The organism is Xanthomonas sp. 3498 (assembly GCF_014199795.1).
Lineage (GTDB): Bacteria > Pseudomonadota > Gammaproteobacteria > Xanthomonadales > Xanthomonadaceae > Xanthomonas_A > Xanthomonas_A rydalmerensis.
In genome coordinates, this window is record NZ_JACHOH010000005.1 from 191,642 (window position 1) to 215,945 (window position 24,304).

General features: G+C 64.9%; 12 protein-coding genes. 10 read left to right on the top strand and 2 right to left on the bottom strand.

Going from position 1 to position 24,304, the window contains the following annotated elements:
• The first annotated feature begins 215 nt into the window (after positions 1 to 215).
• From GGR66_RS15460 to GGR66_RS15500, 9 genes are all read left to right on the top strand, one after another.
• Positions 216 to 1,997, top strand: coding sequence for an autotransporter assembly complex family protein (locus GGR66_RS15460; RefSeq protein WP_160969160.1), 1,782 nt, complete (start codon positions 216 to 218; stop codon positions 1,995 to 1,997).
• Complete coding sequence (locus tag GGR66_RS15465; protein ID WP_184448884.1) at positions 1,994 to 5,836, top strand: translocation/assembly module TamB domain-containing protein; 3,843 nt, start codon at positions 1,994 to 1,996, stop codon at positions 5,834 to 5,836. Before GGR66_RS15460 ends, GGR66_RS15465 begins: the two co-directional genes overlap by 4 nt.
• 102 nt (positions 5,837 to 5,938) lie before the next feature.
• A complete protein-coding gene (locus GGR66_RS21240; RefSeq protein WP_255421722.1) occupies positions 5,939 to 10,144 on the top strand; it encodes an RHS repeat protein in 4,206 nt (1,401 codons plus the stop codon).
• Positions 10,145 to 10,208: 64 nt separating this feature from the next.
• Positions 10,209 to 10,526 carry a hypothetical protein gene (locus tag GGR66_RS15475; RefSeq protein ID WP_184448885.1) on the top strand — a complete coding sequence of 106 codons (318 nt, stop codon included), beginning with the start codon at positions 10,209 to 10,211 and terminating at the stop codon, positions 10,524 to 10,526.
• Between the two features lie 38 nt (positions 10,527 to 10,564).
• Entirely contained in the window at positions 10,565 to 10,906 is a 342-nt protein-coding gene (locus GGR66_RS15480) for a hypothetical protein (protein ID WP_184448886.1), read from the top strand.
• Between the two features lie 143 nt (positions 10,907 to 11,049).
• A complete protein-coding gene (locus GGR66_RS15485; RefSeq protein WP_184448887.1) occupies positions 11,050 to 12,021 on the top strand; it encodes an RHS repeat-associated core domain-containing protein in 972 nt (323 codons plus the stop codon).
• Positions 12,012 to 12,467, top strand: coding sequence for a hypothetical protein (locus GGR66_RS15490; protein WP_184448888.1), 456 nt, complete (start codon positions 12,012 to 12,014; stop codon positions 12,465 to 12,467). Before GGR66_RS15485 ends, GGR66_RS15490 begins: the two co-directional genes overlap by 10 nt.
• Before the next feature lie 406 nt (positions 12,468 to 12,873).
• Positions 12,874 to 14,937: a S46 family peptidase gene (locus tag GGR66_RS15495; protein WP_184448889.1), complete on the top strand. Its 2,064-nt coding sequence runs from the start codon at positions 12,874 to 12,876 to the stop codon at positions 14,935 to 14,937.
• Between the two features lie 384 nt (positions 14,938 to 15,321).
• The gene (locus tag GGR66_RS15500) at positions 15,322 to 15,936 is read left to right on the top strand and encodes a DNA-3-methyladenine glycosylase (RefSeq protein ID WP_184448890.1); all 615 of its coding nucleotides are present in this window, start codon (positions 15,322 to 15,324) and stop codon (positions 15,934 to 15,936) included.
• Between the two features lie 239 nt (positions 15,937 to 16,175).
• On the opposite strand, the gene GGR66_RS15505 is transcribed toward GGR66_RS15500, so the two are convergent.
• On the bottom strand, positions 16,176 to 16,721 hold the full coding sequence (locus GGR66_RS15505) for a gluconokinase (protein ID WP_326521031.1): 546 nt from the start codon (positions 16,719 to 16,721) through the stop codon (positions 16,176 to 16,178).
• 627 nt (positions 16,722 to 17,348) lie between these two features.
• A complete protein-coding gene (locus GGR66_RS15510) occupies positions 17,349 to 19,775 on the bottom strand; it encodes an AAA family ATPase (RefSeq protein ID WP_184448891.1) in 2,427 nt (808 codons plus the stop codon).
• Between the two features lie 1,092 nt (positions 19,776 to 20,867).
• On the opposite strand from GGR66_RS15510, the gene GGR66_RS15515 reads away from it, so the two are divergent.
• Positions 20,868 to 24,299, top strand: coding sequence for a PAS domain-containing hybrid sensor histidine kinase/response regulator (locus GGR66_RS15515; protein WP_184448892.1), 3,432 nt, complete (start codon positions 20,868 to 20,870; stop codon positions 24,297 to 24,299).
• Positions 24,300 to 24,304: the final 5 nt, after the last annotated feature.

Below are 24,304 nucleotides of genomic sequence, written 5' to 3' on the forward strand. Positions count from 1 at the left end.
CGCTCCTGCGGGTCGGGGGCGCCAGCGTGGCGCCGTCGCCACGGCTTGGCAAGCGGCGCCGGCGCACCCGCGTTTCCCCGTGTAGACGCCTTGACGCAGTTAGGTCCGGGAAGCGCGAAATCCCCTGCGCAGAGGCTTCCGCACCCGACATCCCGGTCACGCATAACAAACGTCTAGTTAACAGCTTCACATGGGGTGCCGGTATTCTGACGCCCATGCGACCCATCCCCCGTCTCGCCATCGTCCTGTCCCTGCTCTCCCTGGCCGGCCTCGCCGAGGCCCGCGGCGTCATCGAAAAGGTGCAGATCCAGGGCCTGAACAAGGACGACGACGCGGCGATGATCGAGAACATCCAGGTCTCGCTGTCGCTGTACGACGCCATCGGCAAGGACCAGGGCGAGTCGCGCCTGGAGTACCTCCTGAGCCAGGCCGAACGGCAGACCCGGCAGGCGCTGGAGCCGTTCGGCTACTTCACCCCCACCATCACCGTCGAGGCGCCGCGCCAGGACGACAAGCTGACCGTGGTGGTGCACGTGGACAAGGGCGAGCCGATCCGGGTGCGCAATTTCCATGTGGGCATCACCGGCCCGGCCGAGGACGACCGCTACCTGGGCGACGACTTGAAGAACTTCCGTCCGCGCAAGGGCGACATCTTCGTCAGCAGCGTCTATGAGACCAGCAAGGTCACCATCACCCGGCGCCTGGCCGAACGCGGTTACTTCGATGCCGACTTCACCCAGCGCAAGGTCGAGGTGACCCGCGCCGACCACGCCGCCGACATCGACCTGAGCTGGGACAGCGGCCGCCGCTACAACATGGGCCCGATCCGCTTCCATCAGGACTACTTCAACCAGAAGCTGTTCGATCCCCTGGTGTACTGGAAGGAAGGCAGCTATTACCACGAAGGCAAGCTCGACCGCCTACGCGAGTCGCTGGTCAAGCTCGACTACTTCAGCGTGATCGACCTCCAGCCCAAGCCGGAAGAGGCCGACGCCAACGGCGACGTGCCGGTGGACGTCAACCTCACCCGCGCCAAGCGCAGCATCTACACCGCCGGCCTGAGCTACGGCAGCGAGAGCGGCGCCGGCGTGCGCCTGGGCGTGGACCGCCGCTACGTCAACGCGCGCGGGCACAAGCTCAGCACCCAGCTGGACTACGCGCAGAAGCGCAAGAGCTTCATCACCAGCTACCGGATCCCGGCGTTCCGCTGGCTCGACGGCTGGTACACCACCTCGTTGCGCGTCTACGACGAGCAGACCGACTACATCGACCTGCGCAACGTCAAGCTCACCGGCAGCCGCAGCGGACAGATCAACGAGCACTGGACCGCGATCGCCTCGATCAACGCGCTGCGCGAACGCTGGCGCTACTCGACCGACGAGGTCTTCGACGGCGCGCTGTACCAGACCTCCACGCTGTTCTATCCGCAGATCGAAGCCGATTACGTCGGCGTCGACGACAAGGTGTTCCCGCGCAAGGGCTTCAGCGGCAACATCAGCCTGCGCGGCGGCGCCGAGGGCGTGGGGTCGGACGCCAGCTTCGTGCAGGCGCACATGCGGGTGAACTGGTTCCACGGCATCGGCGACAACGACCGCCTGATCCTGCGCGGCGAAGCCGGCAGCACCTGGACCGACGCGCTGGTGGCGATGCCGCCGAGCTTGCGTTTCTTCGCCGGCGGCGACAACAGCATCCGCGGCTATGCGTTCCGCGAGGTCGGCCCGCGCACGCCGCGGCCGGACCGTTTCGCGCTCGGCGCCAAGCACGTGCTCACCGGCAGCGCTGAGTACGAGCACTACTTCAAGGGCGGGCCATGGGGCGGCGCGGTGTTCGTCGATAGCGGCAGCGCGTTCGACGACACGCCCGACTGGCACACCGGCGTCGGCTTCGGCCTGCGCTGGCGTTCGCCGGTCGGCCCGGTGCGGGTGGACATCGCCCATGGCTTGAACGACCCGGATTCGCAGTTCCAGCTCTATCTCAACATCGGAGCCAATCTGTGAGCGCGCCGCTGGAGCCGACGTCGCCCGCCGCGCCGCCGCCGCCGCGGCGCCCGCGTTTCTATCGCCGCAAGCGCTTCTGGTGGGGTTCGGCGCTGACCATTGCCGGCCTGTTGTTGCTTGCCGTGATCGCGCTGTACTGGCTGCTGCAGACCGTGGCCGGGCGCGACGTGCTGCTGGCGCAGGTGGTGGCGCGGCTGCCGGCCGGCTCGACCCTGACCTGGGAGCGCGCCGAGGGCCCGCTGGCCGGCCCGCTGACCCTGCACAACCTGGATTTCCGCTACAACGAGATCCACTTCACCGCCAAGCGCGCCTACCTGGATCCGGACATCCGCCCGTTGCTTGGGCGCAAGCTGCAACTGGACGCGCTGGAACTGACCAACGCCACGCTCAACCTGGCCAAGAGCGACGAACCGTTCGAACTGCCGCGCTGGCCGCAATCGCTGCCGCAGATCGAAGTGCCGCTGGCCCTGCAGGCCGACCGCATCGCCATCGATGGCCTGCGCATCACTCAGGCGCAGCAGCCGATGATCGACATCCGCACGCTGCGCGGCGGCGTGGAAGTGGCCAACGGCGAGTTCCGCGCCACCCAGGTGGTGGTGAACAGCGACCGCGGCGATTTCCGCGTCAATGGCGACTACCTGCCGGGACAGGACTACAAGGCCGATCTCACCGCCAGCGCGGTGCTGCCGGCCGCGCGCGGGCGCACCCCGGCGCGCCTGGGCCTGGTCGCGCGTGGCGACCTGGACAAGATGGAAGTGGCCATTGCCGGCAACGCACCGGCGCCGCTGCGCGCCACGCTGGTGTTCACCGGCCGCACCGATCCGGTGTGGGAATTCGCCGCCAGCAGCAAGGCGCTGGATCCGTCGCTGCTGGTGCCGCCGGCCGACGACGCGCCGGCGTCCGTGCCGCTGGCCTTCGACCTGCATGCCAAGGGCAAGGGCGGCAATGCCGATCTGCAGGGCGAGCTGTCGCGCGACGGGCAAAAGCTCGTGCTCGATCCCTCGCACCTGAGCCTGGACAACCAGGTGCTCACGGTCGCGCCGCTGCAACTGCGCGCCTTCGACGGGCAACTGCGCCTGCGCGGCACCGCCGATCTGCGCGACCCCGACAACACGCAGCTGCGCTTCGCGGTCAACGCCAGCGGCATGAGCTTCGCCAGCGCGCCGGATCCGTCCACCCCGAACGCGCCTGCAGTGCCGATCAAGCTGGTCGAGGCCAACCTCGGCGTGGCCGGCACGATGAAGCAGTGGGCCACCTACGGCGAGGCCACCGTGGCCCGCGGCAAGGACAGCGCCAAGTTGCAGCTGGACGTGCGCGGCGACGATCGCCAGGCGCAGCTGAAGCAGGTGCGCGCGACCATGCCCAGCGGCACGCTCGACCTGGGCGGCAACGTGGCCTGGGTACCGGAATTGAACTGGGACGTGCAAGGCACGCTGGCCGGGTTCGACCCGGGCTACTTCGCACCGGGCTGGGACGGCAAGCTGTCCGGTAGCTTCGCTTCGCAGGGCAAGCAGTTGCCGGCGCGGCCTGACGGCAGCGCCGCCGGCTACCAGGCCACGCTCGATATTCCACGCGTGAACGGAAACCTGCGCAGTCGTCCTCTCGACGCCAACGCCAAGCTCGCGCTGCAGGGCAGCCAGGGCGAGGGCAAGCTGCAGCTGAGCCTGGGCGATAGCCGTCTGCAGGCGCAGGGCAAGGTCGGCGACCAGCTCGACATCGACGCGCAACTGCAGCCGCTGCAACTGGCCGACCTGCTGCCGGGTGGTGCCGGCAGCCTGCGCGGCAGTGTCCAGATCAAGGGACGCCGCGACGCTCCCGACCTCACCGCCGACCTCACCGGCAGCGGCCTGAAGTGGGACAGCTACAGCGCCGACAGCGTCAGCCTGCGCGGGCGCCTGCCGTGGCGCGGCAACGGCGGTGAACTCGCCCTGCGCGGCAGTGCACTCAATGCCGGCGTGCTGCTGCAGACGCTGAGCGTGGATGCGCGCGGTGCGGTCGAAAACCTGCAACTCGATGCCAAGACCCAGAACGACATGGGCGCATTGGCCCTGGCCGGGCAGGTGCGCCGCGACGGCGCGCGCTGGCAGGGCGCCTTGAACACGCTGCGCATCGCCCCGGCCAAGGGCGAACCGTGGCAGCTGCGGCAGGCGGCCAATTTCAGTGTGGCCGGCAGCGCCTTCAGCCTGTCCGAGAGCTGCCTGGCCCCGGGCAGCGGCGGTGCGCTGTGCGTGTCCGCCGACTGGCCGAAGCAGGGCCTGACCTTGCGCGGCGATGCCTTGCCGCTGGCCCTGGTGCAGCCGTGGCTGCCACCCAACAGCGGCCGCAAGATGTACCTGCGCGGCGACCTGTCCATCGACGGCAGCTTCAAGCCGGCCGGCAATGCCTGGCAGGGCTCGTTGCGCCTGGCCTCGCGCGAAGGCGGGCTGCGCCTGGGCGACAACGCGCGCGGCGAACTGCTGCGCTACGACCAGTTCAGTTTCGTCACCGATTTCAGCGCCCAGCACATCCACTCCAAGCTCGGCATCGGCTTCCAGGGCGACGGCTTCGTCGACGCCACCGTCGACACCGGCTGGGACGCGTACGCGCCGTTAAACGGCGAGATCTACATGAACATGTCGAAGCTGTATTGGCTCGAACTGTTCTCGCCCGACCTGGTCCGGCCCAAGGGCCTGGTCGAAGGCCACGTCAGCCTGCGCGGCACCCGCTCGCAGCCGGCGATGGGCGGCGACGCCACGCTGAGCAACTTCACCGGCGAACTGCCGGCGCTGGGCCTGACCCTGAGCGAAGGCAAGGGCCGCTTCGACGCGCAGCCGGACGGCTCCGCGCGCATCGTCGCCTCGGTGAAGTCCGGCGAAGGCACGCTCAATGTCGATGGCGGCTTGTCCTGGTACGGCGACAGCACGCCGCTGCAGTTGAACATCCGCGGCACCAACGTGCTGGTGTCCAACACCGCCGAACTGCGCGCCGTGGCCAATCCCGACCTGCAGTTCGGCATTGCCAACAAGACGATGATGCTGAGCGGCCAGGTCACCGTGCCGTCGGCCGACATCGACCTGGAACGACTGGACCGCGGCACCTCGCTGTCCGAGGACGTGGTGGTGCTCGACCCGGCCGATCCCGAGGCCGCGCCGAGTTCGCCGCTGGAGATGGACCTGCGCGTGACCCTGGGCGACCAGGTCAAGATGGCCGGCTTCGGCCTCAAGGGCGCGCTGACCGGCGCCATGCAGGTGCGCTCGCGGCAGGGCCGCGAAATGACCGCCACCGGCGGGCTGGACGTCAGCGGCAAGTACAAGGCGTACGGGCAGGACCTGACCATCACCCGCGGCCAGCTCACCTGGAGCAACAACATCGTCTCCGACCCGCGCATCAACATCCGCGCCCAGCGCCAGGTCGCCGACGTCACCGCCGGCATCGACGTCACCGGCCGCGCCACCGCCCCGCACGCGGACGTGTGGTCCGACCCGTCGATGTCGCAATCCGAGGCCATGTCCTACCTCGTACTGGGCCGCAGCCTCAGCAACACCAGCAGCGCCGAAGCCGACCAGGTCACCGCCGCGGCCAGCGCACTGTCGGCCGGCAGCGGCCTGCTCGCCTCGCAGCTTGGCGCCAAGCTCGGCTTCGACGACGCCGGCGTCAGCCAGTCGCGCGCCCTCGGCGGCTCGGTGGTGGGCTTCGGTAAATACCTCTCTCCGAAACTCTACGTCAGCTACGGCGTGTCGCTGATCGGTAGCGGCTCGGTATTGACGCTGAAATACCTGCTCGGCCGCGGCTTCGACGCCGAGGTGGAATCGAGCACGGTGGAGAACCGTGGGTCGGTGAATTGGCGGAAGGAGAAGTAGTGCGCGGCCCTGCGACGATGAAACTGCCTTGACAAATTCCGACGGTACTGTGTAATTGACGGTGCTGCCAGCGTCGCGTTGGCACGTCTACAGGGGCAATCAATGTTCACTCAGCGGCAGGGATGGCGCATCGTCGTCCTATTCGTGTGTCTGTCCGTATCTGGTTTGCAGAACGCTCTGGCGGTTACGCCGGAGGACGAGTTCGATAAGCGCATTCGGACATCTCGTGAGATACAGCCCCTGGGCGACAAGCCTTTTGGCGAAGAAATCAGCCTTTACAACGGCGCGCTGACCTTCAGGCAGGTGGATATCGATCAGCCTGGGATTGGGTTGCCGATTCAACTGATACGTACGTTCGACCCGTCCGACTCGAGCCCACTGGCAGCGAGAGCTTTCGCCGATTGGCAGCTGGAACTTCCCAGCATCCAAACGCTCACGACAAACGAAAATCGTTTCTTTCAAGGCGACCGGTGCACAAATTTTGCCAAAGCGCCCGCAGTAGTGCTCAATGTCGGCCGTCAAGCACCGGTTATCTATACGGCCGAGCAATGGTGGGGTGGATATCAGCTCATCATTCCCGGATTGGGGCGTCAGGATTTGTTGCGTCGAGATAACTCAAATACGCTGTCGCCGCGGATGAAAGATGCCAGTGGCAATCAAATGTCTTTTCCGATCGTCACGAGACAACATTGGATGGTCAGTTGCCTTGCGCAGACCTCTAATGGGCAAGGCGGGCAGGGATTCCTTGTGGTCTCTCCTGAGGGGACCAAATACTGGATGGACTGGCTGATCTACCAATACTATGAAAACGTCGGATTCGCACAGCCCGGATTCGGGGGTGTTGCACGTCAGATGGCGACGATGATGACATCCCGCGTTGAAGATCGCTTCGGCAATAGTCTTTCTTATCAGTACGACTCTGTTGGAAATCTCGTAAAAATCCAATCGAGCGACGGGCGTTCGCTAAGCCTGAATTATGAAACGTGGACGGGAAAAAATACATCTAATGTCGGAAGCAGGCTAACCACCGCGACACTTCAGGCCTCTGACGCACCGTCTAGAACTTGGAGTTATTCGTATGCACCCCTTTCTGACTCCAACGCGCGCTTGACCAATGTGATCCTGCCGGATGGGAGTTCGTGGGCGATGGATTTCTCCGGACTCAAGAGGTTTAGTGATCTTTCAACTATCATTTATGACCCTTATGACGGTTGCTCTTCGTTTACTTATCGTCAAAGTGGTGGCTCAGCAAACATCTCGCTGAAACATCCTTCCGGACTGATAGGGAACTTTAGTGTTGGAACTTTGATCCGTGGGCGCTCTTATGTTCCGTTTTTATGTGACTCTAGCTCTTCTGGAAAGTTGACCCTCGAAATCCCCAATATTACAAAGGGTATCAACATTCTGTCTGAGCGCATTTCCGGTCCCGGTGTGTCAGAGCAGACTTGGATATATGGCTACTCAGCCCCCCAGGGGAGCTGGGCCAAGGACTGCGCATCTGGCTGCGCTACCACTGTCTGGACAGATCTTAAGTCGCCAACGGGAGCGGTAAGCCGGTATACCTTCAGTAATCGTTACGACTCTACAGAAAGTCAACTGTTGAACACTGAGATTTATGACGGTGCAGTTGGCTCGACACTACTGCGTCGTGAAGACTCGACATATGCGTCACCTTCGACAGGCCCGTGGCCCAAAGTAATAGGAAGTGTGCTACTCGACAATATCAATAGCGCTCAGGTCGGCACGATTTCGCCGGTTTCAGGTCGAGCCATCACTGAATCTGGTTCTTCCTATAACTATAAAGTGACTAGCTTCGACGTCTTTGGCCGGATGTCGGCTTCTAATCGCTACAGCCCTTGGCACCAGCTGTCCGATCGTTTGGAATACAGCGATAACTACGAGAAGTGGATATTGGGCCAGGTAGCCAAGCGCACTAATAGTGATACTGGGCTAGTGGAGTCGCAGGTCGACTACGATCCGCTAACCGGTCTTCCTGCAGCTTCCTATGAGTATGGGAAGTTGCGGCAGAAGTTCTATTACAACCCTGATGGGACGCTTTCCTCTTCCGTTGATGGGGCTAACAATTCCACAAGCTTTTCGAATTGGAAGCGAGGAGTACCTACATCTATCCGCTTTGCTGATGGGGCGGCGATCAGTGCGAATGTAAACGACTATGGCTGGATCACATCCGTTACCGATGAATCCGGCGCCACGACAGGCTATAGCTATGACGTGATGGGGCGCCTGACGAGCGTCACCTATCCGACAGGGGATGGTCAGAACTGGAACACGACAACGGCGACCTTCGAGCAAGTTGGATCGTCGGAATATGGCTTGCCTGCCGGCCACTGGCGGCAAACAACCGCTACGGGAAATGCGCGGAAGGTCCTGTACTTCGATGGGTTTCTGCGGCCGATTGTTACATATGAATATGACGCTGGTAATCCAGGAGCAACAGGGCGCTATCAACGTTTCTCTTATGACTATAAGGGTCGAGTAGCCTTTGCGTCATTCGCGGGAAGTACTGATGCCCTCAGCGCCGGTACTAGAACCCAATACGACACATTAGGTCGGACGACGTCCGTGTCTCTGGATTCAGAGTTGGGCGCGCTGACAACAGTGACCGAATACCTAGCGGGAAATCAGACGCGCGTCACCGATCCGCGTGGCAACAAGACCGTGGCTGGCTACCAAGTGTTCGATCAGCCTGATTACAAAACGCCAGTGTGGATCCAGCACCCTGAAGGTGCCACCACCGAGATCAACCGAGATATTTTTGGCAAGCCGCTGTCCATCCGCCGCCACGATGCCAACGGCACCGTGTCGGTGACCCGCAGCTACGTCTACGACACCTACCAGCAGCTGTGCAAGACGGTGGAACCGGAGACTGGCGCGACCGCCAATGGCTATGACGCTGCCGGCAACCAGGTGTGGAGTGCCGCGGGCTTGGCGTTGCCCAGCACCACCTCGTGCGATGCGGAATCCGCCTTCGCCTCCGGCCGCCGGGTCGATCGCAGCTACGACGTGCGCAACCGGATCAAGGCGCTGAGCTTCCCGGACGGCAACGGCAACCAGGCCTGGAGCTATTGGCCGGATGGGGCGGTCAAGCAGATCACCACCACCAACAACGGCGTCGCCACCTACAACAGCTACGCCTACAACAAGCGCCGCATGCTGATCGCGGAGAGCCAGGGCCAGGCCGATGGCGAGACCTGGGCGCTGGGCTATGCCTACGATGCCAACAGCAACCTCGCCGCGCACCGCTATCCGTCGGGGCAGACGGTGGACTACGCGCCCAACGCCCTGGGCCAACCGACCCAGGCCGGCAGCTATGCCACCGGCGTGAGCTACTATCCGAACGGCGCGATCAAGCAGTTCACCTACGGCAACGGCATCGTCCACACCCTGACGCAGAACGCGCGCCAGCTGCCGGACACCAGCCAGGATGCTTATGGCGGCACCGCGTTCCTCAGCGACGGCTACGACTACGATGCCAATGGCAACGTAGCCGCCATCAGTGACGGCGCGACTGGGCGCAACCAGCGCGGCAACCGCACCATGACCTATGACGGAATGGACCGGCTGACAAAGGCCGAGTCGCCGATGTTTGGTACGGCCACCTACAGCTACGACGTCCTGGATAACCTGACCCACGTCGTTGCGCCGGGCCGCGATCACTACTACTGCTATGACGCCAACTGGCAGCTCACCAACGTCAAGACCGGCAGTTGCGGCGGCAGCACGGTGATCGGCATGAGCTACGATCCGCAGGGCAACCTCAGCAACAAGAACGGCCAGGCCTTTGTGTTCGATTATGGCAATCGTCTGCGCCAGGCGACCGGCAAGGAGACCTACCGCTACGACGGCAGCGGCCGCCGCACGTTGGCGCTGCAGAGCGCCGGCAACATCGGCTCGCTGTACGACCAGTCCGGGGCATTGCGTTTCCAGAAGAACCAGCGCCAGTCCAAGTCCACCGATTACATCCTGCTGGGCGGCAGCCTGGTCGCCGAAGCCGACTGGCCGCTGGGGCAGGCGCTCTCGGTCAAGGACTACGTCAACTGGAACCCGGTTTCCGGCGCAACCCGCTATGTCGTGGAAGAGAGCGTGGATGGTGTCACCTGGACCTCCGTGTACGACGGCGGCCAGGGCAACTGGACCTCGCTGGCTAGGCCGGCAGGTACCTACTCATACCGCGTGAGTGCATGCACGGCGGACGGTAACTGCAGCGCGGTTTCGAACGTGACGCACGACCAGCGGCCTGCGGTGGACATCGTGCCGTTGCTGTATCAGCTGCTGTTGAACGGTTGAAGGTCGCGGTGCCGGAAGAACGGCATTCGCAAAATAATCTTTAATTTCCAGAGTTGGAATTCTTATGCGTTGGATATTGATGTTGGCATGTGCGCTGTTCTGGATGTCTTACAGCGATTCGGCGAGTGCCTTGCAATTCATCACGGGCAAGGTGACGCAGATCGAGGCGACCTACATGCCCACCCAAATACCTTTTCTGTTGAGCGAGGGAAATGCCACATGCCCCGCCGGAAAGCCGGTTTATTGGGCAAAGGATCAGGAGAACAACAAGGCGATCTACGCGGCGTTGATGTCGGCGTTCGTCAGTGGGAAGCGTGTGACCTTGATCATGGACGACAACGATACGTCGTGCACCGGAAAGTTCATCTATATGGTTGATTGAACTAGGCAAGGCGCAAGCGAACCAGCCATCCGGAAAACATGACCATTAACGAAAGAGAAGGAAGAGCCATGAGAACTACATGGGTAGTGCTGTTGCTGTTTGCCAGTCTGAGCGGATCAGCATCAGCAAACGAATCGATGCAGAACGTCGACGTTGTGCAGTTGGGCACATATCAGGCTCATACCGATCATTTTGTCTATCTATCGGACACGCCAGCGGAATGCAAGGCAGCCGTCCCCGGAAATGCTGTTTTGCATTTTCAAGACGACCAACCGGGTGGCAAGGCATTGCTGGCCGTCTTGATGACGGCATTGGTGAACAAGCGCAAGATCGATGTGCAGACGAATGGCTGCGACATTGTTGAGGTCTACTTGAAGTAAGCCGGCTCTGGTTGAGCTGCACCGTAGATTTCGTTGGGTACGTTGCACCGTAATGTTGCTAGGGGAGGCGTTGTCGATCCGACTGCCATGAGTAAGTCGACTCTACATCGCGCATCTATGGTTCCAACTCGTAAGGACGAGTGATGTCAAATTTCCAAGGAATTCGTGCGGCACTGCGCCTGAGTACTGCAGCCGCCCTTTCATTGCTCGTCGCGTTCAGTGCCTCGGCGCAGACGGTTCGCTATATCCATACCGATGGTCTAGGATCAGTGGTGTTGATCACGGACAAGGATCGGAACTCTGTTGAGCGGAGCGAGTATGAGCCATATGGTAATTTGTTGAATCATCCTGTTGAGGATGGGCCTGGTTATACAGGACATATCATGGATGCTGCGACTAAACTTACATATATGCAGCAGCGCTATTACGACCCGGATATTGGAAGGTTCCCATCCGTTGATCCCGTTGGGCCTAATCCGAACACAGGCGTAAACTTCAATCGTTACAAGTATGCCAGTAATAACCCTTTTCGGTTTACTGATCCTGATGGGCGATATGACTGCACAGCGTCTGGCGGTGGACCTTGCAGTGTGAAGCAGTCAGAGCAAGTTGACCACTTCGTGACTGGAATCAGCAAGGCGATGAAGAATCTCAACCCTAAGTCTGATGGATACAAGAAGCTCGACGCTGTATCCAATTACCTTGGAAAGGTTGGGGATAATAATGGAGTAACTATAACTCCTTCATCGCTTGCGAAGAACACGCTGGCCAGCGCAGGACCTAATGGAAACATCCAAGTTGATCTAAAGCAGATTGCGAATTTTTCGTCGGCGTTCTTGGCTGCAAATCCGGGAAAATCTGCCGGTGATATTGGCAATGCGAGAGGTTCGGCAGCACTGGCTCATGAGGGGCGCCACGAGCTCGACTATCAGAGAATTGGGTACCCGAACTCTAGGGCGACGGAGTATAGGACTGAAATGAATGCTTATCAGACTCAGGCCGCTGTCGGACAGGGTTTAGGTATGAATCTCGGGCTTTCTACACCGCAAGAAATTGCTGCTGGTGCTGCTGCTTCGACCGATACATGGTGTCAAGGAAATCCTGCATGCAAATGAATCGACTCCTTACTCTTGCTTTCAGTCTTGCTGTCCAGATTGAATTGTCATCAATCGCGGCGGCAAGTGAACTGGAGCCTCTGCCTGGACATTCCGGCGTCGACATTTCTTCAATTTGCGAGTTGGCGCAACGAGGGAAGCGAATCAGCGGAGCACAAGTACGAGTCCGAGCGATTTTTACTAGTGATCTGCTAGAGCGAAGCGTAATCACTGATCCGAAATGCCCCTCAGTGGTTGTCATCCCATTTGACGCTGAAGAGTCAAAATTGGATATGGAGAGTATGCAGCGCTTCGATGCTGCTGTGGCGGGAGAACTTTCAGATCATACGATTAGAGTTTTTTCGGTGGATGTTTCAGGGACATATGTTTGGCGTGGCGACGAGCAGCCAGCCGGCGCGATATACATCGAAAAGGTGTGGTGCTTTAAGAGACGGAAGGCCGACTAAAGAACTCGGTGGATGATCTCGGCAAGATAACACAAGGCCCGCATCGCTGCGGGCCTTGTTATTTTTACGGGCTTTCTTGTATGGCTACCGATGTGCAGCGATGACCGAATCGAGCGGTAGTTGGGTCAGGTTCACCTATTCAATAGAAGGCATCTACAGATACGGTCAGAGGAAGTAAGTTGACCCTGCGCTCTTTTTGTCGGGGGCATTCTGGATCTTTCTTGGTAAAGATCACATCCATCGATGAATGGATCGCGCCTTGGTTGCTGCCACCGCATTGGCCGGCTAAGGTCGTGGTTACGTTCCTTACCTCGACTTCCGCATGCCCTTGCCCAACTCCATTGCCACCTCTCTCACCCTAAGCCTCGCCCTTACCGCCACCGCCCATGCCGACGAGGGAATGTGAATGCCGTCGCAGATGCCGGAGCTAGCCGAGCCGCTGCACGCGGCTGGCTTCCAGGGCGATCCACAGGCGCTGGCCGAGGTGACGCAACCGCCGTTAAGTGCGGTGGTGAAGGTTGGTGGCGGGACCGGGGCGTTCGTGTCCGGGAATGGGCTGCTGTTGACCAATCACCACGTCGCCTACGGGGTAATCCAATACAACACCTCGGCCAAGGAGAACCTGATCGAGAACGGGTTCATCGCGCGGGATCGCGCCGACGAGCGCGCGGCCAATCCCGATTTCCGGGTGCTGGTGACGGTGGGTTTCGACAAGGTCACCGATCAGGTGCTGGGGCCGGCCAAGGGTAAGACCGGGCGTGCCTATTACGATGCGGTGGATGCGGCCAGCAAGCGCATCGTCGCCGACTGCGAGCGCGAGGCTGGGGTGCGCTGCAGCGTCGCCAACATGTATTACGGCACGGACTTCTATCGGATCCGCCAGCTGGAACTGCGTGACGTACGCCTGGTGTATGCGCCGCCGCGGGCGATCGGCAACTACGGCGACGAGATCGACAACTTCATGTGGCCGCGGCACAGCGGCGATTTCACCTTGCTGCGCGCCTACGTGGGCAAGGACGGCAAGCCGGCGGACTACAGCGCCGACAATGTGCCCTACCAGCCGCCTGCACACCTGCAGATCGCCTCCGATGGGCCGAAGGCCGGCGATTTTGCGACGCTGGCCGGTTACCCCGGCATTACCTATCGGCACCGCACGGCGGCCGAGTTCGCCGAGCAGGTGGAGGCGACGCTGCCGCAGCGGGTAGCGGTGCTGGACCAGTTGATCGAGGTGATCGAGGCGTCGGGCAAGGCCGATGCGGAGGCGCACACGCGCTACGCGTCGCAGCTGCAGTCGCTGAAGAACAACCGCAAGCGGGCGGTCGGCGAACTGGAAGGGTTGCAACGCAGCGATGCAGTACGACTGCGCGCCGACGACGAGCTCGGCATGCTCGCGGCCACCCACGGCAGCGACGCGCGCGACATCGCCGCGTTGCAGACGCTGCTCGGCCAGGCTTCGGCGCTGCGCGAGCGCGATCTGCTGCTGGGGTTGGTCGCCACGCAGACCCAGGCGCTGCGTTCGGCACTGACCCTGGAGCGGTTGCGGCTGGAGGCCGCCAAGCCCGACGATCGCCGCGAGAGCGGCTATCAGCAGCGCGACCTGGCGCTGATCGAGGGCATGCTCAAGCAGGTGCAGCGTCGTTATTCGCCGGCCGTGGAGAAGGCGCTGCTGACGACGCTGCTGACGCGCTACCAGCAACTGCCGGAGGCGCAGCGGGTGCCCGAGTTCGATGCGGCGTTCGGGCGGACTCCGGCGCAATTGCAGGCGGCGCTGGACAAGGCCTATGCCGGCACCGCGCTGGGCACCGAGGCCGAGCGCTTGTCGCGCTTCGTGGCCGCGCGCGAGGGCAAGGCGCCCGCGGCCGATCCGTTGCTGGCGCTGGCCGCAACGCTGGTGCCGGCGCAGTTGCGGCTGGATGACGAGCGCAAGGCGCGCGAGGGCGAGCAGTTGCGGCTGCGCCCGGCCTACATGCGTGCGCTGTTCGCCTGGCGCAAACAGCAGGGTCGTGCGGTGTATCCGGACGCCAACAGCACGCTGCGGATCAGTTATGGCCGCGTCGAGCCGTTGGCGCCGCGCGATGCGGTGAGCTTCGCTCCGCTGACCACGGTGGCCGGCATCGTCGAGAAGAACACCGGCAAGGAGCCGTTCGATGCACCCAAGCCGCTGCTGGCGGCGATTGCCAAGGGTGACTTCGGAAGCACCGCCGATCCGCAGACGAAAACGCAGCCGGTGAACTTTCTGACAAATCTGGACACCACTGGCGGCAACTCCGGCTCGCCGGTGCTCAATGCGCGCGGTGAGCTGATCGGCTTGAACTTCGACAGCAACTGGGAGGCGGTCAGCGCCAGTTGGTGGTACGACCCGCGCTACAAGCGCGCGATCCACGTGGACATGCGCTATCTGCGCTGGCTGATGGCCAAGGTGTATCCGGCACCGCAATTGCTGAAGGAGTTGAACGTTCCGCAGGAGTGAGTGGGCAAGTTGGGATGCGGACGATGCTTGGCGTTGCCTCAAGCAGAATCGGGGCAGGGCATGCGATGTGCCCTGCGTCCTGATGCGGTGGTGGCATGACTGGTAAAACCCAGTCGCCGTCGCAGCGGTCGAACACGCTCCGCACCCCGGCGGCTGCAGCGGCTAGGGAGCTGCCACCGTTCGTCGCGATGCGCGGTTCGCCTCGGAGACGAGGAAGAAGATCGTGATTCTGGAGCCCTCCATGTGTCGGGACTGAAGTCCCTCCCACACTGGCGGCATGCCGCGCCGTTGGCAGTCTTAGCATTCGGTTGGAAGAATCACGATGCTCGAAATGCACCGTCGCGGCTCACTCAGCGACCCTGCCGCAGGGCTTAGACTTACCGGATGGATCTGCTTGTCGCTAAGCCCTTGTCACGTGCGTTCTATGCGCGTGATGCCCGTGTGGTGGCGCCGGAACTGTTGAACAAGCTGCTCGTCACCGCCGACGGTCGCTGCGGGCGTATCGTCGAGGTGGAGGCCTACTGCGGTGCGGAGGATCCGGCAGCGCATTCGTTCCGCGGCATGACCCCGCGCACGCGAGTGATGTTCGGTCCCCCCGGGCATCTGTACGTGTACTTCATCTACGGCATGCACTGGGCGCTCAACGCAGTGTGTGGCGGTGCGCCGGGGCATGCGGTGCTGATCCGCGCCCTGGCGCCGGTGGCCGGGATCGAGGCGATGCAGTTGGCACGCGGTGCGGCGCGCGTGGCCGATCTCACCCGTGGGCCGGGACGGCTGGCCAAGGCGCTGGGTGTATCCGGTGCGGACAATGGGCTGGATCTGACCACGCGACAGTCGCGCCTGTGGCTGGGCCAGGACGGGACGCCGCCGCCGGCCGCGCCGGTTGTCACCCAGCGGGTCGGCATCAGCAAGGCGATGGACGCGCCGTGGCGCTGGCACGTGCCCGACGAGCCTAACGTGTCGCGCTTCGTGGCGGGTCGGACGAAGCGCCGCGGGTAGTGTGGCGCTTGTAGGCATCTCCTACAAGCTGCAGGAAGGCCGGCGCCTTGCCCGACGTCACAAGCCAAAGACACGCAATGCGGTTGTGACGGAAGGCGCGTTGGTTCGGCTAGGAAAGCATGTCTCAGGTGCCTTCGCTTCGTTCGTCGCGGCTGAAGCCACTCCTACGACGGGCAGCTTGCGTCATCACCGCCATAAACCCGGCGTGCATGGTTGAGGATGTACCGACGAGGAACGCGCTAGGCGATGGCGGCGCTTGCATCCAGTTGCGCGATGGCATCGGCCACGACCGTGGCGAACGGTGCGTCCACGTCCACCGAAATGACGTCGGGCTCGTCCAGCGGGAGCTCCAAGGTGTCGAGCTGGCTCTGCAGCAGCGTCGGTGGCATGAAGTGGCCGTGACGCGCGGCCAGGCGCTCGGCGATCACGTGCGCGGCCGCGTGCAGGAACACGAAGCGCATCGGCACGCCTGTATCGCGCAACTGTTGCCGATGCGCTTTGCGCAGCCCGGAGAAGGCCAGCACGACGCTCTGTCCGGCATCGACCGACGCGCGCAGGCGCTGCGCCAGGGCCGCGACCCAGGGCGCGCGTTGCGCGTCGCTGAGCGGGATACCGTGCGCCATCTGCGCCTTGGCGGCGGCGCTGTGGAAATCGTCGGCGTCCAGGAAGGTCAGCCGGTAGTGTGCCGCCAGCGCCTGGGCAACGCTGGTCTTGCCGCTGCCGGACACGCCCATCACGACGATGGCTTCGGCGTGCGGGGGCGGGGACGAGGCGAGCTGTGTCACGTGGTGTGGTTCCTGGCGGTGTTTTGCGCATGATGCCTGGATCGGCGTTGCGTGCGCATGCAGTGCGTTCGGTGCCGTTGGTGCGGGTTTAGCTGCGCTCGCCGAGGGCTGGTGTTTATCGCGTTGCTGAGTCGCTGAGCGCTTGGCTCCGTCTGGCCAGCCGCGTCGGGGCTGAAGCCCCTCCCATAGAAGATTCCGGCCGAACACCGTGGAGGCACGCTGCCACATTCGGTGGCTGGATTCTCTCTCCGCGCTTACGCGTTGTTCGTCTTGTTGCACTACTCAAATGTTTCATATGGTCGGCCAAGCATGTCAGGCCGATGCATTTCAAAAAGCCACATGTCGCACTTTGGATCGACTCGAGCGCACGTTCCCTTCTGCCAGATGTGGCCGGATGCGCCACTGTCTCGTAGGAGCGGCTTTAGCCGCGACAGGTATCCCCAGGAATGCCCTGTCGCGGCTAAAGCCACTCCTACAAGGGACACACCCCATCAAAATTGGAGGTGTTATTCGCCGCGACAAATGAAGCCGTCATGCTTCCGGTCGTATCTTCCCGGAAAGACCCGGGGCGGCATGCTTCAGCCCGCCAGTCAGCCGTCACGCGCCACGCCGACCAGCCCGAAGCACCTACACCGAAGCCCCCGCCGTCTCGACCAGATCATCCCACTGCAGCCGCGTACCGGAGACGTCGTCGCTGTCCTGCAGGGCACGGCGGACGGCGCGGCGCATGGCGCGGCTGATCCAGCTCTGCAGGTCGCGACCGGAGTGGCCTTCGCTGCGATCGGCGATCCAGGCCGCCGCGGCGTCGGCGTCGAGATCCAGCGGCTTGCCGTGCAGCAGGCGCGCGACGATGGCGGTACGCGCCGCGTGGTCGGGCAAGGCGATGGCGATCTGCCGGTCCAGCCGCGACAGCAGCGCCGGGTCGATCGCGGCGGCATGGTTGCTGGCGGCGAGCAGGAACACCTGGCCTGCGTGGCTGGCGACGCCATCGAGTTCCTGCAGCAACTGGCCGACGATCTCGCGGGTGAAGGCGTCGTCGCCGTCGGCACCGCGCGCCGGCGCGACGATGTCCAGTTCGTCGACGAACACGATGCACGGCGCCTGCGCCCGCGCACGCTCGAACGCGGCCTGCACCCGCTGGCCGGACTGGCCGAGGTAGCCGGCCTTGAGGTCGGCGCTGCTCAGGGCGATGAAGGCCAGGCCCGACTGGCTGGCGAGGATGCGCGCGACCTGGGTCTTGCCGGTGCCGGGCGGGCCAACCATCAGGATGCCGCGTGGCACCGGCACGCCCAGCGTGGCCAGGGTTTCGGCATTGCGCAGTTCCTTGCCCAGGCCGACGAACTCCTCGACCGTGGCGGCCGGCAGCACGATGTCGTCCCACCCGAGCGTGGCGACGGCGGTGGAACCCTTGCCACGCAGCGCGCGCAGTTGCGCCAGCAGGGTGGCGTTGTCGAGCGTGCCGTCGACGCACTCGGCCGCGACCCGCGCGACCAGCGTGTGCAGGTCGCGGCCGGACAGGCCGCTGCTGTCGGCGATCACCTGCGTATCCGGCTCCAGGGCGAAACCGGCACGCCGCAGTTCGGCGCCGAGGATGCGGGCACGCGCCGCGGCGTCGGGCAGGCCGATGGCGATGCTGGCGGTGAAGCGCGACAGGATCGCGTCGTCCAGCAGCGCCGGGCGGTTGGTCGCGCCGATCACCAGCACCTGCCCATGCGCGGCGTGGAAACCGTCCCATTCGGCGAGAAAGGTCTGCACCAACTCGGCACCGAAGCTGTCGCTGTCGGCGCCGCCGCGGCGCGCGAACACGCTTTCGCATTCGTCGATGAACAGGATCGCCGGTGCGTGCTCGCGGCAGCGCTGCCAGATCGCCTGCACCTTGGGACCGGTGTGGCCGATGTGCGCGGCCTTCAGGTCGGCCACGCCCAGCGCCTCGAAATGGCAGCCGGCATGGCGCGCCAGCTTGCGCGCGATCAGGGTCTTGCCGGTGCCCGGGGGCCCATGCAGGAGCATGCCTTTCGGCGCCGGGGCGCGCCCGGACACGAACAGGTCCACCAGTTTCAGGATCTGGTCGAGCGTGGCGTCGGGCAGGGCGATGTCGGCCCAGTGTCGCTGCACCGCATCCAGGCTCTGCAGCCGCTGCTGCAGCGCGCGTTGCTGGGCGCGCGCGGTCTCCCAGGCCTGCACGTGATCGTGCAGCGCGGCGATCGGGGCCGCATCCTCCACGGCGTCCTGCGCGAGCGCGAGCGCCACGGCGTGCAGCGCTTGCGGCGCGCTCTCGGTCACGGTGTGGTCGAGGACGAGGCAGGCCGCGGCGTGGTCGGTGCCGGGCAGCACGATCAAGGCGAGCAGGCACGGTTCGGCAGCACCGTCATGCAATGCCAGCAGGCGCGCGCCGGACAGATCGCCATGCATGGCAGGAATGGACCAGCGGCCATGCAAGGCACGCTGCGGCCATGGTGCGCGGGTGACCGTGTACATGGAGGCCGCATCGCGCTGCGCGGCGTCGGTCACCTGCACCAGCGCCAGCGGCATGCGGGCGAACGCCTGCAGCGCGCGCCGCTCGGCATGGCTGTGGTGCCAGGCCAGCAACTGTGCGCCGGCGACGACCAGCAGGCCGTATGCCAGCAGCGAGGGCAGCAGGCTCAGCAGCAGCAGGCCGACATCGCCGTGCAGGCCGACCTGGCGCCACCAGTCCAGGAAGCCACGCGTCTCGCCCAGCCAGTGCGCGCTCGTCCATGGCAGTACCAGCAGCAGGAGGCCGAGCAATGCCGCCCGCCAACGCCAGTCCGGCAGCAGCGGCCGCAGCAGCAATGCCGGCCCCCAGGCGCGGCGGCGTTCGCGCCGCACCGCTGCACGCGACGCGGCCCGGGCGTGCGCCATGAAGCGGCGCCGAAACGCGGCCACCGCCTGCTCCACCGCCGGCAGATGCCGCTCCACCTCGGCCTCGGCTTGCGCCTGGCGCGCCTGTGCCTGCTGCACCTGCGCGAGCAGGCGTTGCGTCTGCTGCTGCAGCGCTGGCGGGGGCGTCGGCGAGGCGGCCGGGATGCAGGACATCAGCGGGGGCGGGCGCAGGTGGTCACCGCGCGCATCTTAGCCCGAGCGCCGGTCGCGCTGCCGTGGCTGGTGGCGGATGGGATATTGCCTGGGTTGGACACGGCACGCTGGCGCGTGAGGCGAGTGCTGCCATGGGAGGAGCGCATTTTTTGGAGAGGGATAGGGCGCAAGGTACGACGTGGCGCGTGGGTCTAGAGACCATCGTGGCTTCGTTCGTCGCGGCGGAAGCCGCTCCTACGCAGGGCTTGCAGCCCATGATGGCTATTGCCGTTGCCGTTGCCGTTGTTTTGGCCGTTGCTTTTGACTTACCGGGTTCCCTTCCGAAGCGGCGGCCAGCCCGGGGGAAAACCCCGAAGGGGCGGCGCACAGGGACGTGCGCCGTCCGCGGCAGGGGCAGAGCTCGCCGGAAAAAGGCGAAGCACTGCTTCGCCGGCGGGCGGGCTGGCGCCGTGAGGCGACTGCCCCGGACTTGGCTGCGAAGCAGACAAGCCCCTTCCGCGGATCCCCGGGCTGGACGCGGACCCGGAGCGCGCAGCGTGGAGGGCGCGTAGGCAGGGCGCGCTTGACCAGCCTTCGGCTGTGGTAAAGCGCTTCTTTTGGTTACCTTTTCTTTGCGCGAGCAAAGAAGCGCTTCTCAGCAGCCGCAGGCTGATCAAAGTAACTCGCCCGCAAGGGCGAAAGCCGTTGCTGTTGCTTGATGCTTGCGTGTCGAAAAAGAAGAACCGTAGGAGCGGCTTCAGCGACCCACATGATCGGTAGAGCCTGTTGCGGCTGAAGCCGCTCCTACAATCCAACTGCAGCAGCAAGAGCAAGGCTTTCGCCTGACGGCGAATTACTTTGATCAGCCTTCGGCTGCTGAGAAGCGCTTCTTTGCTTGTGCAAAGACAAGTAACCAAAAGAGCAAAAGGCGATAAGCGCCATGCCTGCGGGAGGGAGCGCGGTCAGGTGTACGGCCGCCACCGCCACACCTGCCTCGGGCCAACCGGCCCGGTGCACGCACAGCCCGGGCGAGACGCAACGATCCGCACACCCGACTACGCCGAAACCCAGCGCACGCTCTAGACTGCACGCAATCGTCGTGGGGGCTCGCCTTTGGTTTCCAGTTGGATCCTGCTGCTGGTGTCGGTCGGCTATGCGGCGCTGCTGTTCGCGGTGGCGTGGTGGGGCGACCGCCGTCCGCTGTATCCGGAGCGGCCATGGTTGCGGCCGGCGGTGTACAGCCTGGCGCTGGCCGTGTACTGCTCGTCGTGGACGTTCTACGGGGCAGTCGGCAGCGCAGTGCGCAACGGCGCCGGCTACCTGCCGATCTACCTGGGCCCGCTGCTGATGCTGCTGTTCGGCTGGCGCATCGTCGAGCGCCTGGCGCTGATCGCGCGCAGCGAGAACACGGTGTCCATCGCCGACTTCATCTCCTCGCGCTTCGGCCGCTCGCGGCGCCTGGCCGCGCTGGTGGCGGTGATCGCCCTGGTCGGCGTGGTGCCGTACCTGGCGCTGCAGTACAAGGCGGTGGCGATGAGCCTGCAGGTGCTCAGCGGCCAGTCCAGCGCCGGTGCGCCGTTCTACGCCGACCCGGCGTTGTACGTGGCGTTGGGGATGGCGCTGTTCGCCACCTTGTTCGGCACCCGCCAGGTCGATGCCACCGAGCACCACCACGGCATGATGCTGGCGATCGCGCTGGAGTCGGTGGTGAAGCTGCTGGCGATGGTGGCGGTGGGCGTGTTCGCCTACGTGTGGCTGTCCGTGCGCGACGGCGGCCAGGTGCTGCAGTCGGCGCGCACGCTGTTCCAGAACACCCCGCCGGTGGGCTTCATCTCGCAGACCCTGCTCAGCTTCCTGGCGCTGGTGTGCCTGCCGCGGCAGTTCCACGTGGCAGTGGTCGAGTGCAGCGACGTCGGCGACATCCGCAAGGCGCGCTGGCTGTTCGGCCTGTACCTGGTGCTGATCTCGGCGATGGTGGTGCCGATTGCCGCGGCCGGCATCGCGTTGTTCGGCGGCGGCGACGTGGCCGACGACAGCATCGTGCTGGCGCTGCCGCTGGCCGAAAGCCGCACCGCGCTGGCGCTGGTCGCCTACGTGGGCGGGTTCTCCGCCGCCACCGGCATGGTCATCGTCTCCAGCATCGCGCTGGCGACGATGATCAGCAACGACCTGGTGATGCCGGTGCTGCTGCGCCGCCGCGGGCACCAGGCGGCCGGTGCCGACGTGGCCTCGAAGGTGCTGTGGATCCGCCGCCTGGCGATCCTGCTGCTGGCGCTGATCGCCTACGGCTACTACCGCAGCAGCAGTAACGACACGACGCTGGCCTCGTACGGGCTGATGGCCTTCGCCGCGGTGGCGCAGTTCGCGCCGGGGGTGATCGGCGGCCTGTACTGGCGCGGCGCCAGCCGCAAGGGCGTGGAGACCGGCATGGTGCTGGGCTTCGTCACCTGGATCTACACGCTGCTGCTGCCGGCGCTGACCCAGGCCGGCTGGCTGGCGCCGGCCTGGCTGCTGGACGGGCCGTTCGGCATCTCCTGGCTGCGCCCGCAGCAGCTGTTCGGCATGAGCGGCTGGGACCCGCTGGCGCACGGGACGTTCTGGTCGTTGCTGGTCAACGTCGGCACGATGATGCTGGTGTCGGCGCGTTGGCGGCCGGGCCTGGACGAGCGCTTGCGCGCGGCGCCGTTCCTGGAGCCGTACTCGCAGCGCCCGGCGGTGGCCGGCGACTGGCTCGGGCAGGTGCGCGTGGTCGATCTGCAGGCGCTGGCCGAGCGCATGGTCGGCGAACGCCACGCCCGCCGCGCCTTCGCCGAGCAGGCGCAACTGCTCGGCCGCGAGCCGCAACCCAATGCCGTGGCCGACCGCGCCTGGGTGCAGTTCACCGAGCGTCTGCTCGCCGCCTCGATCGGCGCGGCCTCCGCGCGCCTGGTGCTGACCAGCCTGCTGCGCGGCTCGGGCATGGACCTGGGCGAGGTGGTGGCGGTGCTCGACGAGGCCGGGCAAGAGCTGCGCTTCAACCGCGAGATCCTCTCCACCACGCTGGAGAACATCAGCGCCGGGGTCAGCGTGGTCGATCCGGCGATGCGCCTGACCGCATGGAACCGCCGCTACCAGCAGATGTTCGGCTACCCCGACGGCATGCTCTACGTCGGCCGGCCGGTCGCCGACCTGATCCGCTACAACGCCGAGCGCGGCGAACTCGGCGGCGGCGAGGTGGAGGACCAGATCGCCCGCCGCATCGCGCACATGCGCGCCGGTACCCCGCACGTGTTCGAACGCACCCGCAGCGACGGCAAGGTGATCGAGATGCGCGGCCAGCCGCTGCCCGGCGGCGGCTACGTCACCAGCTACAACGACATCACCGACTACAAGCGCGCCGAGCAGGCGCTGCTCGAAGCCAACGAGACCCTGGAGCAGCGCGTGGCCGACCGCTCGCGCGAGGCCGAGCTGGCGCAGCAGTCCAAGACCCGCTTCCTGGCCGCGATCAGCCACGACGTGCTGCAGCCGCTCAACGCTGCGCGGCTGTTCGCCTCGGCCTTGCGCGATGCCCACCAGAACGAGGAGCAGCGGCACCTGGCCGAGCGTGTGGATGCCTCGCTGCGCGCGGCCGAGGAACTGCTCGACGGCCTGCTCGACGTGTCGCGGCTGGACGCCGGCGGCCTGCGCCCGACCATCGAGGACGTCGATGCCGGCCTGCTGCTGCGCGAACTGGCCGCGCAGTACAGCCCGATCGCCGCCGGCCGCGGCCTGCGCCTGCACGTGTACGCGCGGCCGCTGTGGGTGCGCAGCGATCGCCGGCTGCTGCGCCGGGTGCTGCAGAACTTCCTTGCCAACGCGCTGCGCTACACCCGCCAGGGCCGCATCGTGCTGGGCATGCGCCGCCGCGGCGCGGCGCTGGAACTGCAGGTCTGGGATACCGGCCCCGGCATCCCGCCGCACCACATGCAGCAGATCTTCGACGAGTTCCAGCGCTACCAGCAGCCGTTCGACTGGGGCGAGCAGGGGCTGGGTCTGGGCCTGTCGATCTGCCAGCGCATCTCGCGCCTGCTCGGCCACGACCTGGATGCGCGCAGCCGCGTCGGCCACGGCAGCATGTTCTCCATCAGCGTGCCGCGGGCGGCGCCGCCAGCGCAGGCGCAGCAACGCGTGCCACGGGCGGCGGCCGCCGCCGACTCGCTGGCTGGACTGCGCGTGCTGTGCGTGGACAACGACCAGGAGATCCTCGACGGCATGCGCGCGCTGCTCGGCCGCTGGCAGGTGGAGGTGATCTGCGCCAGCACCGTCGACGAGGCGCTGGCGCAGGCTGCGCGCGCGCCGCACGTGATGCTGGTCGATTACCACCTGCACGACCGGCTCGACGGCCTGGAGACCCTGGACGCGCTGCGCGCGGCGATGCCCGGGCCGGTGGCCGGCGCGCTGCTCACCGCCGACGGCCGCGACGAACTGAAGCTGCAGGCCCGCGAGCGCGGCTACCGGCTGCTGACCAAGCCGGTCAAGCCGGCCTCGCTGCGTGCCTTCCTCACCGCCTATCACGATCCGATCTAGGGACC

Excerpts from the sequence above, each read along its gene's own strand:
- GGR66_RS15500 (WP_184448890.1), top strand. The coding sequence starts at position 15,322 with ATGGATCTGCTTGTCGCTAAGCCCTTGTCACGTGCGTTCTATGCGCGT.
- GGR66_RS15480 (WP_184448886.1), top strand. The coding sequence starts at position 10,565 with ATGACCATTAACGAAAGAGAAGGAAGAGCCATGAGAACTACATGGGTA.
- GGR66_RS15460 (WP_160969160.1), top strand. The coding sequence starts at position 216 with ATGCGACCCATCCCCCGTCTCGCCATCGTCCTGTCCCTGCTCTCCCTG.
- GGR66_RS15510 (WP_184448891.1), bottom strand. The coding sequence starts at position 19,775 with ATGTCCTGCATCCCGGCCGCCTCGCCGACGCCCCCGCCAGCGCTGCAG.
- GGR66_RS15485 (WP_184448887.1), top strand. The coding sequence starts at position 11,050 with ATGTCAAATTTCCAAGGAATTCGTGCGGCACTGCGCCTGAGTACTGCA.
- GGR66_RS15475 (WP_184448885.1), top strand. The coding sequence starts at position 10,209 with ATGCGTTGGATATTGATGTTGGCATGTGCGCTGTTCTGGATGTCTTAC.
- GGR66_RS15495 (WP_184448889.1), top strand. The coding sequence starts at position 12,874 with ATGCCGTCGCAGATGCCGGAGCTAGCCGAGCCGCTGCACGCGGCTGGC.
- GGR66_RS15490 (WP_184448888.1), top strand. The coding sequence starts at position 12,012 with ATGCAAATGAATCGACTCCTTACTCTTGCTTTCAGTCTTGCTGTCCAG.
- GGR66_RS21240 (WP_255421722.1), top strand. The coding sequence starts at position 5,939 with ATGTTCACTCAGCGGCAGGGATGGCGCATCGTCGTCCTATTCGTGTGT.